This window comes from Bacillus sp. DX4.1 (genome assembly GCF_030348195.1).
Classification (GTDB): domain Bacteria; phylum Bacillota; class Bacilli; order Bacillales; family Bacillaceae_G; genus Bacillus_A.
Window position 1 is genome coordinate 3,013,230 of the sequence record NZ_JAUCFT010000008.1, and the last position, 16,244, is coordinate 3,029,473.

At 35.5% G+C, this 16,244-nt stretch carries 13 protein-coding genes and 1 pseudogene; 6 read left to right on the top strand and 8 right to left on the bottom strand.

The window, feature by feature from the left end:
* Positions 1–50 precede the first annotated feature (50 nt).
* A complete protein-coding gene (locus QUF99_RS18315; protein WP_289371768.1) occupies positions 51–1,949 on the bottom strand; it encodes an endonuclease MutS2 in 1,899 nt (632 codons plus the stop codon).
* 598 nt (positions 1,950–2,547) lie between these two features.
* Between QUF99_RS18315 and QUF99_RS18320 the strand changes: the two genes are divergently transcribed.
* Together QUF99_RS18320 and pepF are read left to right on the top strand one after the other, a co-directional pair.
* On the top strand, positions 2,548–3,339 hold the full coding sequence (locus QUF99_RS18320; protein WP_289371770.1) for an arylamine N-acetyltransferase family protein: 792 nt from the start codon (positions 2,548–2,550) through the stop codon (positions 3,337–3,339).
* Positions 3,340–3,682: 343 nt separating this feature from the next.
* Positions 3,683–5,473 carry an oligoendopeptidase F gene (pepF, locus tag QUF99_RS18325; RefSeq protein WP_289371773.1) on the top strand — a complete coding sequence of 597 codons (1,791 nt, stop codon included), beginning with the start codon at positions 3,683–3,685 and terminating at the stop codon, positions 5,471–5,473.
* Between the two features lie 162 nt (positions 5,474–5,635).
* Here pepF and QUF99_RS18330 read toward each other — a convergent pair whose 3' ends face one another.
* A complete protein-coding gene (locus QUF99_RS18330) occupies positions 5,636–6,418 on the bottom strand; it encodes a Cof-type HAD-IIB family hydrolase (RefSeq protein ID WP_289371774.1) in 783 nt (260 codons plus the stop codon).
* Positions 6,419–6,646: 228 nt separating this feature from the next.
* Here QUF99_RS18330 and QUF99_RS18335 point away from each other — a divergent pair, with 228 nt between their 5' ends.
* Positions 6,647–6,895, top strand: coding sequence for a hypothetical protein (locus QUF99_RS18335; RefSeq protein ID WP_289371775.1), 249 nt, complete (start codon positions 6,647–6,649; stop codon positions 6,893–6,895).
* Between the two features lie 287 nt (positions 6,896–7,182).
* Here the strand turns inward: QUF99_RS18335 and QUF99_RS18340 are convergent, their stop codons facing one another.
* Entirely contained in the window at positions 7,183–8,394 is a 1,212-nt protein-coding gene (locus QUF99_RS18340; protein WP_289371776.1) for an MFS transporter, read from the bottom strand.
* Between the two features lie 110 nt (positions 8,395–8,504).
* Here QUF99_RS18340 and QUF99_RS18345 point away from each other — a divergent pair, with 110 nt between their 5' ends.
* The gene (locus QUF99_RS18345) at positions 8,505–9,365 is read left to right on the top strand and encodes a LysR family transcriptional regulator (RefSeq protein ID WP_289371778.1); all 861 of its coding nucleotides are present in this window, start codon (positions 8,505–8,507) and stop codon (positions 9,363–9,365) included.
* Between the two features lie 215 nt (positions 9,366–9,580).
* Here QUF99_RS18345 and QUF99_RS18350 read toward each other — a convergent pair whose 3' ends face one another.
* The 3 genes and pseudogenes from QUF99_RS18350 to QUF99_RS18360 all read right to left on the bottom strand — a co-directional run bounded on the left by QUF99_RS18350 (position 9,581) and on the right by QUF99_RS18360 (position 12,808).
* A complete protein-coding gene (locus QUF99_RS18350) occupies positions 9,581–11,452 on the bottom strand; it encodes a thioredoxin domain-containing protein (protein WP_289371779.1) in 1,872 nt (623 codons plus the stop codon).
* Positions 11,453–11,493: 41 nt separating this feature from the next.
* Positions 11,494–11,655: pseudogene (locus tag QUF99_RS18355) on the bottom strand (DUF255 domain-containing protein); the annotation flags it as partial.
* A gap of 367 nt (positions 11,656–12,022) precedes the next feature.
* Positions 12,023–12,808, bottom strand: a complete 786-nt coding sequence (locus QUF99_RS18360) for a TrmB family transcriptional regulator (RefSeq protein ID WP_289371781.1) — start codon at positions 12,806–12,808, stop codon at positions 12,023–12,025.
* A 341-nt stretch (positions 12,809–13,149) separates the two neighbouring features.
* On the opposite strand from QUF99_RS18360, the gene QUF99_RS18365 reads away from it, so the two are divergent.
* A complete protein-coding gene (locus QUF99_RS18365; protein WP_289371783.1) occupies positions 13,150–13,668 on the top strand; it encodes a GNAT family N-acetyltransferase in 519 nt (172 codons plus the stop codon).
* Between the two features lie 169 nt (positions 13,669–13,837).
* Here the strand turns inward: QUF99_RS18365 and QUF99_RS18370 are convergent, their stop codons facing one another.
* The gene (locus tag QUF99_RS18370) at positions 13,838–14,743 is read right to left on the bottom strand and encodes a VOC family protein (RefSeq protein ID WP_289371785.1); all 906 of its coding nucleotides are present in this window, start codon (positions 14,741–14,743) and stop codon (positions 13,838–13,840) included.
* A gap of 76 nt (positions 14,744–14,819) precedes the next feature.
* A complete protein-coding gene (locus QUF99_RS18375; protein WP_483298607.1) occupies positions 14,820–15,452 on the bottom strand; it encodes a transporter substrate-binding domain-containing protein in 633 nt (210 codons plus the stop codon).
* A gap of 491 nt (positions 15,453–15,943) precedes the next feature.
* On the opposite strand from QUF99_RS18375, the gene QUF99_RS18380 reads away from it, so the two are divergent.
* Positions 15,944–16,207, top strand: coding sequence for an HNH endonuclease (locus QUF99_RS18380; protein ID WP_289371786.1), 264 nt, complete (start codon positions 15,944–15,946; stop codon positions 16,205–16,207).
* Positions 16,208–16,244 lie beyond the last annotated feature (37 nt).

The following is a 16,244-nucleotide window of genomic DNA, read 5'->3' on the forward strand; positions in this document are numbered from 1 at the left end:
TTAGGACAATTCGTTTACTATTTTCAGTCTTGGTTAACTACCATACATCATTATTTCCTGTTTCTAATTTCCTTTTGTATTTTTCTTAGTGCTTTTTTCGATCCTCGTTCGATATCATGCTGTAGTTTTCGATCTTTATAAGTAATGAATAATGTATCTAAGTCGTACCCTTCTGGATATAGTTCAGTTGCTTTCAATTCCAGAACGACTCGCTTACAATTCACTTCAATAAATTCTTCATTATATAGCACCACAATGTTATAAAAATTGTCTTTTTCCCTATATACAATACCGTAATCATCGTAGTCTAATAATTTTACTTTGTCCCCTTTCCCGTACTCATACTCTTCTTCTTTTTTCACTATGGCGATTTTTGGTTTCTTTATTTTGTTTTCTTGCACTCTCTCTAAGCTATAATCTTTATTTTCCATATAATTCTTTGCTCGATCTAAAACATTTTCTCGTACATTCATTTTTCTAGAAATCCAAAGCGCGTTACTTTCTCCAGATTTTCCGATGATAAGCTTATACATCGGCTCTATTGTTTCATTATTAAATTGCATCGCCGCATTCATAAAATCACTATGAATTTCTGAGAAACGTTTAATTTCACCATAATGAGTCGTAGCAACTGTCATACATCCCATATGATAAAATTCTTCTAAAATGGAAATTGCCAGTGCAGCACCCTCATTTGGCTCTGTACCGCTACCAATTTCATCAAATAATAGCAGCGTGCTATTATTGGCTTCTCTCATAATTTCTGAAATATTTTTCATATGAGATGAAAAGGTACTTAATGCATTTTCAATACTTTGGTTATCACCAATATCAACAAAGATGTTCTCAAAAAGCGAAATCTCCGTAGCCTTATCTGCAACAATATGAAAACCTGACATCGTCGCCAAAGTTAGTAATCCAATTGTTTTCAGCACAATTGTTTTTCCACCCGCATTTGGCCCTGTTATAACCAAACTGCGATAATCTTTCCCGATTTCAAAATTTAATGGTACAACCTTTCCTTGTAATAGCGGATGTTTACATTCAACCAACTTTATATATCCGTGATTATTTAGCTTAGGTTCTATCCCACCAATCTGTTTGCTAAATTTAGCTTTCGCAAACACCATATCATATTGACTGATGAGTTCAATATTAATCTTGATATCACTCATTTCTTCAAATACCATTCCTGATAAGGTTGCTAATATTTGATACTCTTCCATTGCCTCTTCCGCTTTTAAACTTGCTAACTCCACGTTTAATTTCGTAATTATATTCGGTTCCATAAAAACAGTTGAACCTTTAGAAGAAACTTCAACAATCGTTCCTGCAACTTGATTTTTGTAAGAGGCCTTAATCGGAATTGTATATCTGTCGTCTTTCTTACTTATAAAGAATTCTTGAATATATTTCTTATTTGCACTACTATTTAAAAACTTATTTAATCGCTCTTTAATCTTTTCTTCCGTTGTTTCAATTTGGTTTCTAATTCGTTTCAATTCTTTACTTGCCGCAGAATCCACACTGTTCCCTTTAATGGAAACGTTTATCTCTTCTTCAATACTTATAAACTCCGACATCGAATACGCATATGAGCTTAATACTGGTGCAAAGAATTCTTTATCCAGCATGAATTTCTTAATTTTTCTACATCCTCTTAAAAAGTCCGATATACTAACTAACTCTGTTGGATCTATAATCATGCCCTTTTCAAGTTTTTGAATGATGCTTTCAATATTAGAGATGCCCCAAAATGGCACATGACTTTCCGCATCTAATATAGCTCTTGCTTCCGTCGTTTCATTTAATCTATTTTTCACTACCTTAGCATTAGAACTCGGTTGTAACTTATCAAGCAATTGTTTGCCAAGTCCACTTACACAATAAGACTTCACAATTTCCTTTAACTCGTTATACTGCAACTTTTCAAATGTGATTGTATTCATTTTCATTCTCCTCACTATGATTTCATCATATATGAAGATACCTAATCATTAGATTTCAACGAGTTTTTTAAATGAACATAAAAAAGCTGTGGGGATACCACAGCTTTACTTACATTACAAGGCAAGTGTAAAATAACGCATTATTAAATAAACCAACATTTTAAAAATGTATCGTTACTCCATAACACATACGATTACACGCTTTATAAAGTATTGTAGGTATCTTCATAGGTCTTGAAATAAATCCATGACAAAATTAAGGGTATCTACGTATAGAAAAATCCCCTGTTAGCATAAGATTTATTTCATTCAATTTTTCCTATTTAGAACCTACCGCACTCACAAAAAGCACCCCTCATATTTATAATTATTTTCATTGAAATCTAATTTATTGAAATTATCATACTATATACTTTGAAATAAGTAAAGGTACTTCTGTACACTCATTTCGTTCGTTACCATTGTTTACATTTCTATACTACTTTAGTCGTAAATATATTTACTTATGTATTACAGATGCTTTCTTATACATATTTATATACAATATATATGTACAAATTTTCTTTTTACACAGTAAAACGTATGAGGAGAGATCCCAATGACAGAATTACAAAAGTACTTCTTTGCGAGATTGAATCTAAAAGAAAAAGAATCCATTGCATTTGCAGATTTAAATGAACTCCTTTTTTCAATGGCGCAAGCAGTTCCATTTGAGAATTTAGATATTGTTAAAGGAAACGTAAAAACAATTTCTAAAGAGAATCTTCAAGAAAAAATTTTAATCAACCAGCGTGGCGGCCTTTGTTATGAACTAAATCCGATTATGTATTATTTCCTGAAAGATTGTGGCTTCAATGTTCATTTAGTATCAGGGACTGTTTATGACTCAGCATCAGAAACTTGGGCTGTTGATGAAGGGCATGTAGCAACTGTTTTAACACATAATAACGAACTATATTTGATTGAAGTTGGATTCGGTTCATTCCTTCCCCTTACCCCGGTTCCATTCACTGGCGAAGTTGTTCATTCTGTTACAGGAGACTATCGTATACGAAAAGAAACGACTGAGAAAGGTGCCTACATGTTAGAAATGAGCAAGAACAATGATTTTTTAGGTTTAGCATCATCTAAAGAGTGGAAATTAGGTTATGCATTTAACATGGAAGAAATCGATGAGCAAAAATTAAATCAAGCTCAAAAAATAATTGTAGAACACGAAAGATCCCCCTTCAACAAAGTTCCTATCGTTGTAAAGCTCACTGACGATGGGCATGTTTCTTTAACAAAAGACAGCTTTACAAGAACTAAAAATGGTGAAAAAAGTAAGGAATTGATCACGGAACAGCAATACACAGAATTACTACATACAGTGTTCGGCATTAAGCTTTAAAATGAATCTATATAAATACAAATTAAAAAATCGACATAAAACCCTTCTTTTTAGATGGGAGAGAGCATCCGACCATGCATAGAATATCATTATTTGACAGATTATTGACCGAATCGTAGCCTATATCAAATGAAGACAGGTTACACTCATACAATATGAAATCCATATTAGAGGATGTTCAAAAAGTCCGGTAAAGATAGCTGCCCTATTTCTTCGTTACGTCGCCAGTCCGGTACTCATGTAGTTCACTCTACATTCCGTGTCCTCCTGGCTTCCACGCCTCGAACTACTCGGCTCTCTGTATCCTCCTTTTTGAACACGTACTATTAGGAAGGAACTGATTATGACAACTTATAAAGATAGATTAGATATTAAAGAAGAAGAAAAATGGGATTTAACAGATATTTATGAAACGATTGAACACTGGGAACAAGACTATCAAAAAATCGAATCCTTAACGAAGGATTTAGTAAAATATGATAGTAATATTACTGACGGCGCTAGCCTACTTGCATATCTTACTGTCAGCGAAGAGATATCTAGTTTGTTCAATTTGGTGTATGCGTATGCTAGACTTCAATTAGATCTAGATACACGTGGAACTGAAGCACAATCTCTTGTGGACAGAGCATCGCAACTACACGTGAAAATAAGTGCTGCACGTTCTTTCTTCTCACCATTTTTACTAAGCATAAAAGAAGAAGTATTACGTTCCTATATTGAAGAAAGCGAAGGATTAAAGTACTTTGAAAAAGATTTATTTGAATTCTATCGATTTAAGAAACATGTTCTAAATAAGGATAAAGAAGAAATCCTATCGCAAATGGGGGAAGCTTTGTCCGCTCCTCAAAATACTTACGGAATGTTAAATAACGCAGATATTGAATTTGGAGAAGTCACAGCCGATACTGGAGAGAAAGTGGAACTAACTCGAGGCATGTTCTCAAAATTAATAAAACATGAGAATAGAGAAAAGAGAAAAGAAGCATATAAAGCCTACTATCAGCCCTATCTTCAATTGAAAAATTCTATTGCTTCTACTTTATCAGCAGCTATTAAAAACAATGTAACAATTTCAAAATTAAGAAATTACCCATCCGCTTTAGAAAAATCTCTATTTGGAGATATGGTACCTAAAGAAGTGTACGAAAATCTTATTGATACAACTAAGAAAAATATTCATACACTCCATACATATAATGATATTCGAAAAGACAAACTGGATTTAGACGAATTAAGACAGTATGACTTGAATGTTGATTTAGTAAAAGGTGTAAAACAGGATATTTCGTATGATCAAGCATTTGACATGATGTTACAGGCTTTATCTCCATTGGGAGAAGATTACATTCATACGCTCCAATCGTTCAAAGGAAAACGATATATAGATGTACGAGAAGTACCGGGTAAACGCTCAGGTGCCTATAATTTTGGTGTATATGGAATTCATCCCTTCATCCTTTTAAATCATAATGATGATTTGAATAGTCTGTTTACACTTACACACGAATGTGGGCATGGCATGCACACTTATTATTCACATAAGTGCCAACCTAGAATTTCTGCTCATTATTCCATTTTTGTAGCCGAGGTAGCTTCAACGGTTAATGAAGTATTATTAATTCATCACTTATTAAAAGAAGCAAAAGACAAGGAAGTTCGTAACCATTTAATCAATCACTTTATTGAAAAATTCAAAGGTACCTTTTTTACGCAAGTCATGTTTGCAGAGTTTGAAAAGATTACACATGAAATGGCAGAACAAGGTAAACCATTAACTGTTCAAGCATTCAATGATGTCTATGAAAAGCTGTTTAGAGAATACAATGGGGATACATTATTATTTGATGAAGAAGTGAAATATGGATGGTCGAGAATCCCTCACTTTTATCGACCATTTTATGTCTATAAATACGCTACTGGTTTTGCTTCTGCGATTCAAATTGCAGATAAGCTTTTGAGCGGAGATCGTATCTGTCAAAAAAATTATATAGAATTCTTGAAGGGCGGAAGTTCTGATTATCCGCTAAATCTTTTACAAAAAGCAGGTGTAGATTTAACTACCCCTGAACCGATTGAAAACGCAATAGCCAGTTTCCGAAAACTAGTCGACGAATTCACTTCTTTTGAATAAGGTTTACAGATAGCAAAAGCCTCTAGATTCTAGAGGCTTTTGCGTATATAAAAACACTATTTTCCACTCTAGCTTTGGAGATTTCCGATTTTCAGATTGTTGTTCATATGCATATCCGATTTGAAATAATTCTCTTTCTCCAAAAAACTTTTCAATCATTCTTTATTTTAACAAACCCACAAGTTCTAAGCCGTATGCAATCCCATCTTCACCTACATCTTTTGTTACATGTTTTGCAATTTTCTTTACTTCATCGTGTGCATTTCCCATCGCTACCCCATATCCTACGTATTGAAGCATTTCTAGGTCATTTAGCCCGTCACCAAATGCGTACACGTTCTCTTTCGTCAAACCAAGCTTTTCAATTACTTTTTCAATACCGATAGCTTTTGAACCACCTTTTGGCATGACATCCATTGAAAATTCATGCCAGCGAACAAAGTTAAGATTCTGAAACTGATTTATATAAGTGGACTCTTCTTCACTCTTGCAGAACAACAATGACTGATAAATCTCACTGTTCTTAAAGTAATCTGGATCATAGCTAGGATGCGAGAAACCTAACTTCAGTGGAGCGATGCTCTGTTCAATATGAACGTGATACGCAACACTGGATTTTATATCTTTATGGCCCATATATACAATCGGATGATGATTGGAAGCTGAAAAATCTGTCAGTGTCTGAAGTTCCTCGATAGAAAGTGGATTCTTATAAATGACTTCACCGTCTAACACAACATATTGCCCATTTAAACTTATATAGGAGTTAATATCTAACTCTTCACATATCTCTTTGAATGCAAAAGGAGCCCGTCCAGTGGCAATCACAACCTTATGCCCGTCTTGCTTTAATAAGCGAATCGCTTCTTTAGTAGAAGCAGGAATCTTTTTATCATGATCTAACAATGTTCCATCAATGTCAAAAAATATAATACTTTTCCCCATATTTATCCCCTTATTTCTAGCCAATTTTCAATTAGAACGATAATTGAATCATTATTAGTATATAAAGTTTTCTTTCACCTGTCATGCATAATCTCTAGTAGGAAGAGCGCCCGCTTAGTAAGCGATTTGGTGATTTTTTAATCCGATTTTTCTGATAATTAACTTGATTTTTGTAGTAAAATTATCGTTACTTATTATAAAGGATTCTTACAAGAGGAGTTGAACCAATTGAGAAACATCGATAAACGCAATCGATTAGATGAAGAGATTTTCAGCTACCGCGTAACGAAAAACAATACCGTTTTTATTGATCATTGCGGGAAACAAGTAACCACTTTAAAAGGAAAAGAAGCTGAGAAATTTTTAGTGAAAATCAATCAAGCTAACAGTGAGAAAGAGAGACAGCTTATAATGGCAAAAGTGACAGGGAACTTCAAAAGAGGCAATGAACGAAGTACGGGTCCTAAGAAAATGTAATTTTTAATTTTCTTTGATTGAATGACAATAGCAATGATTTGTATTTCCATTAAAAAGGTATACCCTTTATTTCAGGTATACCTTAAACCTTTATAGATTTCATGATATTTACCTTTTGTCTATCCGTAGGAATTCACACACTTAGTTTAGACAAAAATAAGCTTTAAAATGAGAAGTACAAAGTATATTACATCTTTTTACATAATGTATATCCATTTAACCTCTTAACCTTCAGTTCAAAGTTATTTTTACATTACAAGTAAAATATCATTTGCGAAACATTGTTTTCATACTTTTTTGGATAGACTTATCCCTGAGAAACAGAGCAAAAATGCTATGCTTAACCATGCCCACATATACCCTTTTACATCAACGATTAGCCCAAAAATAGGTGGCGCTGAAATGATAGCTATTTGATTTAAAGTAAGGGCAAAACTGACTGTTATTCCTATAGCATCCTCCGATGTTTTTTCAGCAACTTCAATGATAAAAAGACTAAACCACCCAATACCAAAAAAACCGATCCAACCGCTAAGTAAAAACAAACCCCAAGTAGGGAAATTCTGTAAATCTATCGCAAAAAAGAATATAGAGGCAAAAGCGGCTAGTACAGAAAATAAAAGTGGTTTGCGGCGATTACCTTTATAAACACGATCACTAATTAATGCTAAGACAATTCGTCCTAACATCCCTAAAAACAATGTAACCGAAAATATTTGGCCTGCAAGTATCGGAGATAACAATTTAGCGGTAGTAAGAAAAATTGTAAAATGCCCAATCAGCACCATTTGCAATGAAATCATACAGATTCCCGTAAAGAAAACTGGATATGATGCCTTGTTCCTCATAATTTCTTTTAGCTGCTGATAAAAAGGGGGTACTTTCTTGCCTAAAGAAGGTTCTTTATGTGCAAAAGGCTCCTTGTAAAAGATTAAAAACAATACTCCTCCAATGATACATATACTTGAGAGAGCATATACAGCAGATGGACATCCATACTCTATAGAGATAATGGGAATGATAGCCCCCGCTACCGCACCACCTATAGGAATACCTGCCTGTCTAATCCCCATAGCTAATCCCCGATGTTTTTTCGGAAACCATTTCAAAATCACTTTACTCCCTCCAGGCTGCGCGGTACTGTAAAAAATACCAACCACCGAAAGAACAATTAATAATCCGATAAATCCCCCTACTGTATTGACAAACAAAATAGCAATCCCCAATAAAATAGAACCAAATCCAATCAGCAGCCGTTCATTGTATTGATCCAGAAATCTTCCTACAAAAAGCATAAAAAAAAGCGGACCTATATTTACAGCGGTTAACAAAATTCCTGTTTGCATTCCAGTGAGATGATACATCTCCTTCCAAAAAAATGCTAAAGGACCTACTCCATATGTTACAAGTGTTGCGCTTGCCTGTGTTACTGTTGCCAGCAACAACACAATCCATTTATAAGAACTGCTATATTGAATCACTTCTTCTTGTTTTAACACTTCCTCACCCCTCCATCTATATTTAATTTTATGAAAGTAGAGATATCATGTAAAATGAGCATTAATGATAAAAGATATCAAAATAGTTGATATCTCAAGGAGGAGATCGGATGGATATAAAAGATCTAATTATTTTCAAAAAAGTAGCTCAAGAAGGAAGTATCTCGCGTGCGGCCAAAAACTTAAATTATGTGCAATCCAATGTGACAATGCGAATTAAACAATTAGAAGATGAACTAGGCGCACCTTTGTTTTATCGTAATGGAAAAGGTGTTGCTCTGACTGCAAATGGGGAAATTTTATTAACCTATGCCAAACAAATTATATATTTAGTGGAGCAATCTATAAAAGCTGTTCAAAATAATGGCACAAATCCAATGGGAACTTTAAAAATTGGATCTACGGAATCAACAGCTGCTGTTCGTCTCCCCTCTATACTGACAACGTATTATGCAACTTATCCTGAAGTTGAATTAATTTTAGAAACTCATACAACGGAAGAATTAATACAACTTGTTTTAGACCGAAAACTTGAAGGAGCATTTATTGCTGGTAATGTTCATCATCCCGATTTACATTCTATCCTGTTTCAGGAAGAAGAATTAATTCTCATTAGTAAGTATCCTTTATCATCCTTCAAAGATTTAAATGAAGTGAATGTATTAGCTTTTAGCCATGGTTGTTACTATCGCAATATGTTAGAAAAATGGCTCCATAATGAAGGGATTTATCCTAAGCGGGTATTAGAATTTGGGACAATCGAAGCAATTATCGGCTGTGTAAAAGCGGGTATGGGAACCGCTATAATGATGAAATCTATTATAAATGAACGTGAGCAGTCCTTAACTTTAACCTCTCTTCCCAACCCATTTTCGAGGGTACCAACTACTTTTATTATGAGGAAAGATGTTATTTATTCAGCTGCTTTACGTAAATTTCTCGACATGATAGAACATATACATACCCAATAAAGTGAAGCTTTAATCAGTGGGGGTTTCTTCCTCCCCCACTGATTATTAGCCCTCACCAATCGGGCTTTTACGGGCAGTTTATCCTCCCACCTAACTTCTTTACTTTTGGCTACACTTTGAGGTGGGGGTATTACTGCCCGCAAATAGCGGGATAAAACGCTGAACTAAAAGTAAAACAAAAAGGTATACCCTACATTTCAGGTATACCTTAAAGCTTATATTTTCTTTAGTATTTCTTTCATGTCTGTCAGCGGCTGCTCACATGCATAGTTTTGACAAATATAAACGGTTAGTTCGTTTCCAATTTTCTTATGATTTACTGCAAAATCTGCGATTCCTGCAAATTCATTTGGTGATGCAGCGATTAATACCGAGTAATTCGGTGCAAATTTTCCCTGCAGTTTCTTTACAAGTCTTTGTCTCTCATCACTATCTTCTCCAACAATGACGATTTCTTTTCTAGGAGATTCCATAAACAATAAGCTTTGTAAAAACTGGGCATGTCCACTACCATATGAAGATATTGATTGCGAGAAGGTTGTATACATCTCTTCGACTTGCTGACGAAACGTTTCATCCCCGATTAATGATGATAAACGAAGGAGCTGCACTGCTGCCACACTATTTCCAGATGGCATCGCCCCGTCATACACTTCTTTATCACGGATAAGTAACTCTTCCCCATCGTTTCCTGTGAAGAAAAATCCACCGTTGTCTTGATCCCAAAATAGTGTATTCATTCTCGTCACAATCTCTTTTGCTTTCTTCACATACGAAATATCAAATGTTGTTTCATACATCTCCATATATGCCCAGAGTAAATACGCATAATCATCAATGTAGCCTTTATATTTCACTTCTCCGTCACGATAGCGAGCCATAACACGCTCTTCGACTATTAACTGTTCTTCAATAAATGCGAGAGCACCTTTCGCAAGCTGTACATATTCTTCATTCCCAAACACACGACTCGCTTTTGCCAGTGCACTAATCATTAATGCATTCCATGAAGTTAATACTTTATCGTCTAAATGCGGATAAATACGAAGCGAACGCTTAGCTAACAATACCTCACGAGCTATCTCAAGTTTTTCTTTGATCTCCGCAATAGACAGCTCGAACTGCTCGGCAATTTTCTGCCAATCTGTATGAATTAAGTTTGGAATATTGGCACCTTCAAAATTGCCTTCTTCTGTTACATCATATACCTTACAATAAAGTGCTCCAAGCTCATCGCCAAGCACTTCTATAATCTCTGCTTTTGACCAAACGTAGTACTTTCCTTCTACCCCTTCACTATCTGCATCAAGCGCAGAATAGAAACTACCATTTTTATCAGTCATTTCACGTTTAATAAACGTTACGATCTCCTCAGCAACCTGTTTATACCGATCATCATGAAAAACTTGATACCCTTCTGTATAAGCATGAAGAAGCAATGCGTTATCATAAAGCATCTTTTCAAAATGCGGTACAAGCCATGTTTCATCTGTGGCATAACGTGCAAACCCAAACCCAACATGATCATAAATCCCGCCGTTTGCCATGCCATCGAGCGTTTTCTTCACAAAATATAGCGCCTGTTCATTTTCCGTTAACAACTGATAGCGAAGTAAATACATTAACATATGGGGTGATGGAAACTTAGGCGCCCCGCCAAACCCACCGTAAATCGTATCAAAATTACTTGCGAGTTGCTGGAACGTGCTATGTATTATTTTATTATGTAATGCTGTTTCCTTACTTGCTTTTACTTTATTCTGTAACCCTTCCATAAGCTGCTTCGTTACAGCAGTGATACGTTCTTGATCACTTTCATAAATATGAGCTAGCTGCGGCAATATATCCATCATACCAGGACGATTATAATGGCTATGCTTCGGAAAATACGTCCCCGCATAAAATGGCTTTTGATCTGGTGTTAAAAACACATTCAGCGGCCAACCGCCCTGTCCTGTCATCATTTGGCACACACTCATATAAATGGAATCTATATCTGGACGTTCTTCGCGGTCCACTTTAATTGGGATAAAATATAGGTTTAAGAGTGATGCAACTTCTTCGTCTTCGAAGGATTCTCCTTCCATGACGTGACACCAATGGCAAGTACTCAAAAGAACGGAAGTTAACTATACCCAATAGATAAGAAAATAGGTTTATTCTCTCGTTTCGCCGCCTCAAATGCTTCTTCTCCCCAAGCGTACCATTTAACAGGATTGTAAGCATGTTGAAGTAAATACGGAGATTTCTCAGCGATTAATCTATTAGGTATTTGTTTACTTTTGTTCATGAGCACCACCTCCTTTTCTAATATGATGATTTTAGTATACGCTATATTTATTCTTTGAGACAAAAAATAGGGGGTGCTTAAACTATCCGTAGCAAAACCTTTTATGTATCGTATCGGAAACTCATATAGCAATAGCATCCGACAGGAACCCCAGTAGATAATATTAAAAAAGTCAAAATCCCGTATAAAAAATAGCAAAAAGCCAAATTCCCTACGATTAGGAATTTGGCTTCTTCGTTTATTTCTTAAAAACAGTCGAATAAATCATTAACAGACGAAGGTCGATCCTCTCTTTTTGCAATTTCAAATAAGTTTGCTCCTGCATTCCGTATCACTTCACTACAAAAATGAAGATCCATCGCAGTCATTATATATGCCAACCCTTCTCTTTGAAATAGCTTAACATTTTACGATAATTTTCTCCGTACTTTTCTTGGAATTCTTTTCCAAAATCCTCTTCAATATGTTGCATCATCATATCATGGTAAAAAGCATTTTTAATTACTTCAATTACCGCTGGATGATCTGTCTCTAATGCAGATGGCTTAACCTCGCCTCCGAAACTACCAATTAAGGCTGAACTAGAATCACAGAGAATTGAAAATTTCCTTTCATCAGTAGGCCAATCTTCATCTCTATAATGTTGAAATACATGTTTAAGAGGCGTTTTACATGTTCCAATTGTAATTAGGATGACACTAATCCCCTTGCATTCTGCTACAAGTAGTGCTTCCTCCACATAATGCAAGTCTTCTGACCATATATCAACAACGATCGATGTTTCAGCATTTGCAATGACCCGGCGCACAGCTATATCTAACGTATTGCTCCCTTGCCAGTTGTAAAAAGCCGGTGCAGGTTTAGGTGGTGACTTTAATTGATTAATAAGAGCTTTTGAAGTTTGTTCAAATTCAGTTTGAAACAGACGTATTAATTGTTCAATCGGAACAGCATTATAGAGAACTGTTTCTCCTTCAATACTACGACAAGCTCCTTTTTCTGTGAGTGATCGCAGAGCAGAGTACACATTCGTTCGAGAGACAGATACTCGTTTCGCAACCTCATAACCCGATAAATCAGACTCTTCATGCAGCGTAATATAGCACCTCGCTTCAAGATCAGACAACCCTATCTTTTTAAGTAAATCAATCATTGGAAACCTCCTTATATGATACATATATTTAAAAGATACATTTTGAGTAGTATTTAACCACACTCCTAATTAGAAGTATGATTAAATACTACTTATGTCTGCAAGTAAAGTCAATAAGCATCTGCTCCGCCTAGCCTCTTTGTATTCACATTCTAAATCGCCATCAACATTTTTATCATTACATAGATTCAGCAATTCTCATTACATCCTCCTCTGTGCTCTTGTTTCTTCTCCAACGTGGTTCAAATTTAAATTCAAATTATATAATTGCAGAAATCCCTTTTATCCTCTCTTAATTATGCTAAAATTATAAATATTCCATCTCAAAGGAGCCTATTAATATGAATGTCTATTTGGCAAAGCCTACAATTGACTTAAAAGATGAATACTTAGAATTCTATCAAGAATGGAAGGATAGCGGTGAAACGATGATCCCTTGGGTTATCGAAAAAGACCCTTCCTATTTTACAGCAATGGTTCAAGCATTACTTGATGCAGCAGAAGGTAAAAATCTTCCTGAAGGTTGGGTTCCGGATTCTACCTATTGGCTTGTTACAGGCGATAACATAATCGTTGGGGCTGTGAATATTCGCCATAGTTTGACAGAGCACTTATTCAACGCTGGTGGCCATATCGGTTATGGTATTCGCCCTTCCGCGAGACGAAAAGGATATGCTACAAAACTATTAGCGTTATCATTGAAAAAAACGAAAGAACTGGGCGTAACAAAAGCGCTTGTTATTTGTGATGAAAGTAATATCGGTTCTGAGAAAACAATTTTACATAATGGTGGTCTTCGAGACAACGATTTTATTGAAGAAGATGGTAATGTAGTAAGAAGATATTGGATTGAACTCTAACATATAAAAAAACATACAATTAAAAGAGAAAGACATATTAGCTATGCTAAAATATGTCTTTCTCTTTATTGTATTAAGGCCATGGTACATATAAGAATAATCTATTTATGATTACATTCATATACACTATAATCTTCCCAGGATAAGAATTTCACCTTTTCTTTCTCTATTACTTCTCCACTTCAAACTGTACTGTAATTCCACTCGGATCAATAACAGTAAATCCATTCGCTACTTCTGTTACTTCATGATTTTTTGCTGCGAGTCTCTCTTGCAACTCATGCAGTGCCTCTTCATGTGGCAATACAATTGTATATACTTTCAAACCTGTTGCATGCGCTGGTGGATGAGGGTTATTTATACCATTCCACGTGTTTGCACCAATATGGTGATGATACCCTCCTGCTGAGATAAACAGGCAATCTTCTTCACGTTGTTGCTGCTCAAATCCTACTGTTTCCACATAAAACTCATGTGATTTTTCCACATCTGCGATACGTAAATGCACATGCCCAACTACTGTTTCTGCTGGTAACCCCTCAAAATCATAGTCAACGAGCGTTGCTAATTCTTTTAAATCTAACGGCGTACTTCCCCCTGGTCCATCACTCCATTGGTCACGCGGGCGATCTGCATAAATTTCAATACCGTTCCCCTCTAAATCTTGTAAATAGAACGCTTCACTATATGTGTGATCACTCGCACTATTGAAACGTGAAATTGGTAAAATTTCATTTGAATATGTATAACGTCCTTCCTGCTCTTCTGGACTATTAATTACTTTTTTATTGCGAATGACGCCAAATAATGCTGACGCAAAAGCTTCACGGGTAGGTACTAAAAATGCGATATGATAAATCCCTGTTGTGCGTGGTTCTTGTAAAATAGCATCTTCTAGTTGCTCCAGCACTAATAACGCTTTTCCCCCACCCTTTCCAGCTAAATATGCTTTCTTTCCTTCTTTTTTAATAACCTCTAACCCTACTACACTTTCATAAAATGTAATTTGACGTTCTAAATCTTTCACTTTAAATTCAACATGCCCAATACGTGTTTCCGGATGAATTTGTACCATAAATAGTTTCCTCCCCAAAATCCCTTAATTTTTTATATAAGCTGACAGAGCAGTTACTCTGTTCAACGAATATGTGTTAATTTTGTTTTTTCGTTGCATCAATCTTCAACCATTTTTTCGAGATTTCGCTTAATGTACCATCCTGATCTAATTCTTTTAGCGCCTTGTTAATATCATCCAATTTTTTATTGTTTTTTGCAAATGGAAAGGCAATTTCACCCCATTCAAGCGGACCGAAACCAACTTTAACATTGTCTAGCTTTGCTTTTGTAATTGTTGTTTCCACTTGTACTTTATCATTGTAATAAGCATCCACACGCCCAAGTCCCACTTCATTTAATTCAGCAGTTGGATCTTCAGAGAACGTTTTGATTGTAAAAGCATTATCTTTATTTAACGCTTTTAATTCTTGTTCTCCCGCTGTTCCAAGCCCAAATCCTACCGTTTTCCCTTTCAAATCTTCTAACGATTTAATCGTTTTGTTATCTTTTTTCACTGCGAAAACTGAGCCCGAATACACATAAGGAATCGAGAAATTATATTTCTTTCTACGTTCTGATGAAACCGATAATTCATTCGCAATTGTATCTATACGTCCTGAATCTAGCAAATCAAACAATCCTTCAAAATCAGATACATTCCATTCCACTTTATAACTATATATATCCATTTTGATTTTTCGACATATAGCCGCGGCTATGGATAACAAAAGGTGACCGGCACTCGTTTTCTCTCTTTGTTTTCACTATGTCTGGGCAGGAAAAGGATCTGACCGCTTCTATGCACGGCCGGATGCTCTCCCCCATCTAAAAAGAAGGGGTATTTGTAAAAACCACTAGAATCGTTATTACAGACTCTCCCCTTTCATACATCAAAAACAATTCGGATAATTCACCCCATAAAGTGAAACTTTAATCAGTGGGGGTATTACTGCACGTTAATGCGGGATAAATTTCGATCTCCATAAATCAAGAAATGAAACATCTTAAAAATGAGTTAGAAAAAGTAATAGCGAATCATGATCCAGTTATACAGCCATAAATCACTGAGTGAGTAGTCTATAAAACGTACTCCCTATTTTAAGAAAACTTTCAAACTAGAGTTGGCAAGTTTGATGTACAAAAACTAAAGAACCCTGACATACAAGGGAAAGCGTATCAACAAGGAGACGCATTTGGCTTTTGGAACACAAGATACTATGTGTTTGCGAGAGACCATTATACATGTCAAATCTGTAAGAAAAAAGGTGGCATTTTGCACACGCACCATATAATTGAGCGACATAAGGGTGGTTCAGATATGGCAGAGAACCTCGTGACAGGATTTACAGGGAAGATGGTGTATGTGCAAGATTTGGACGGCCATTATATACAAAATCCTGCTAAATCTTATAAACAAGTGAATATATCGGATATTGAATGTATGCACCACAATCATAATTGGTTATTCCTACAAGTCAGTTAGGCGATGCCTAACCGAAATTCATCCCCACCTTATCGCT

What these genes read in the sequence shown, in the direction of transcription:
- QUF99_RS18315 (WP_289371768.1), bottom strand. Translation starts at nt 1,949, where the DNA reads ATGAATACAATCACATTTGAAAAGTTGCAGTATAACGAGTTAAAGGAA.
- QUF99_RS18320 (WP_289371770.1), top strand. Translation starts at nt 2,548, where the DNA reads ATGACAGAATTACAAAAGTACTTCTTTGCGAGATTGAATCTAAAAGAA.
- pepF (WP_289371773.1), top strand. Translation starts at nt 3,683, where the DNA reads ATGACAACTTATAAAGATAGATTAGATATTAAAGAAGAAGAAAAATGG.
- QUF99_RS18330 (WP_289371774.1), bottom strand. Translation starts at nt 6,418, where the DNA reads ATGGGGAAAAGTATTATATTTTTTGACATTGATGGAACATTGTTAGAT.
- QUF99_RS18345 (WP_289371778.1), top strand. Translation starts at nt 8,505, where the DNA reads ATGGATATAAAAGATCTAATTATTTTCAAAAAAGTAGCTCAAGAAGGA.
- QUF99_RS18350 (WP_289371779.1), bottom strand. Translation starts at nt 11,452, where the DNA reads ATGGAAGGAGAATCCTTCGAAGACGAAGAAGTTGCATCACTCTTAAAC.
- QUF99_RS18360 (WP_289371781.1), bottom strand. Translation starts at nt 12,808, where the DNA reads ATGATTGATTTACTTAAAAAGATAGGGTTGTCTGATCTTGAAGCGAGG.
- QUF99_RS18365 (WP_289371783.1), top strand. Translation starts at nt 13,150, where the DNA reads ATGAATGTCTATTTGGCAAAGCCTACAATTGACTTAAAAGATGAATAC.
- QUF99_RS18370 (WP_289371785.1), bottom strand. Translation starts at nt 14,743, where the DNA reads ATGGTACAAATTCATCCGGAAACACGTATTGGGCATGTTGAATTTAAA.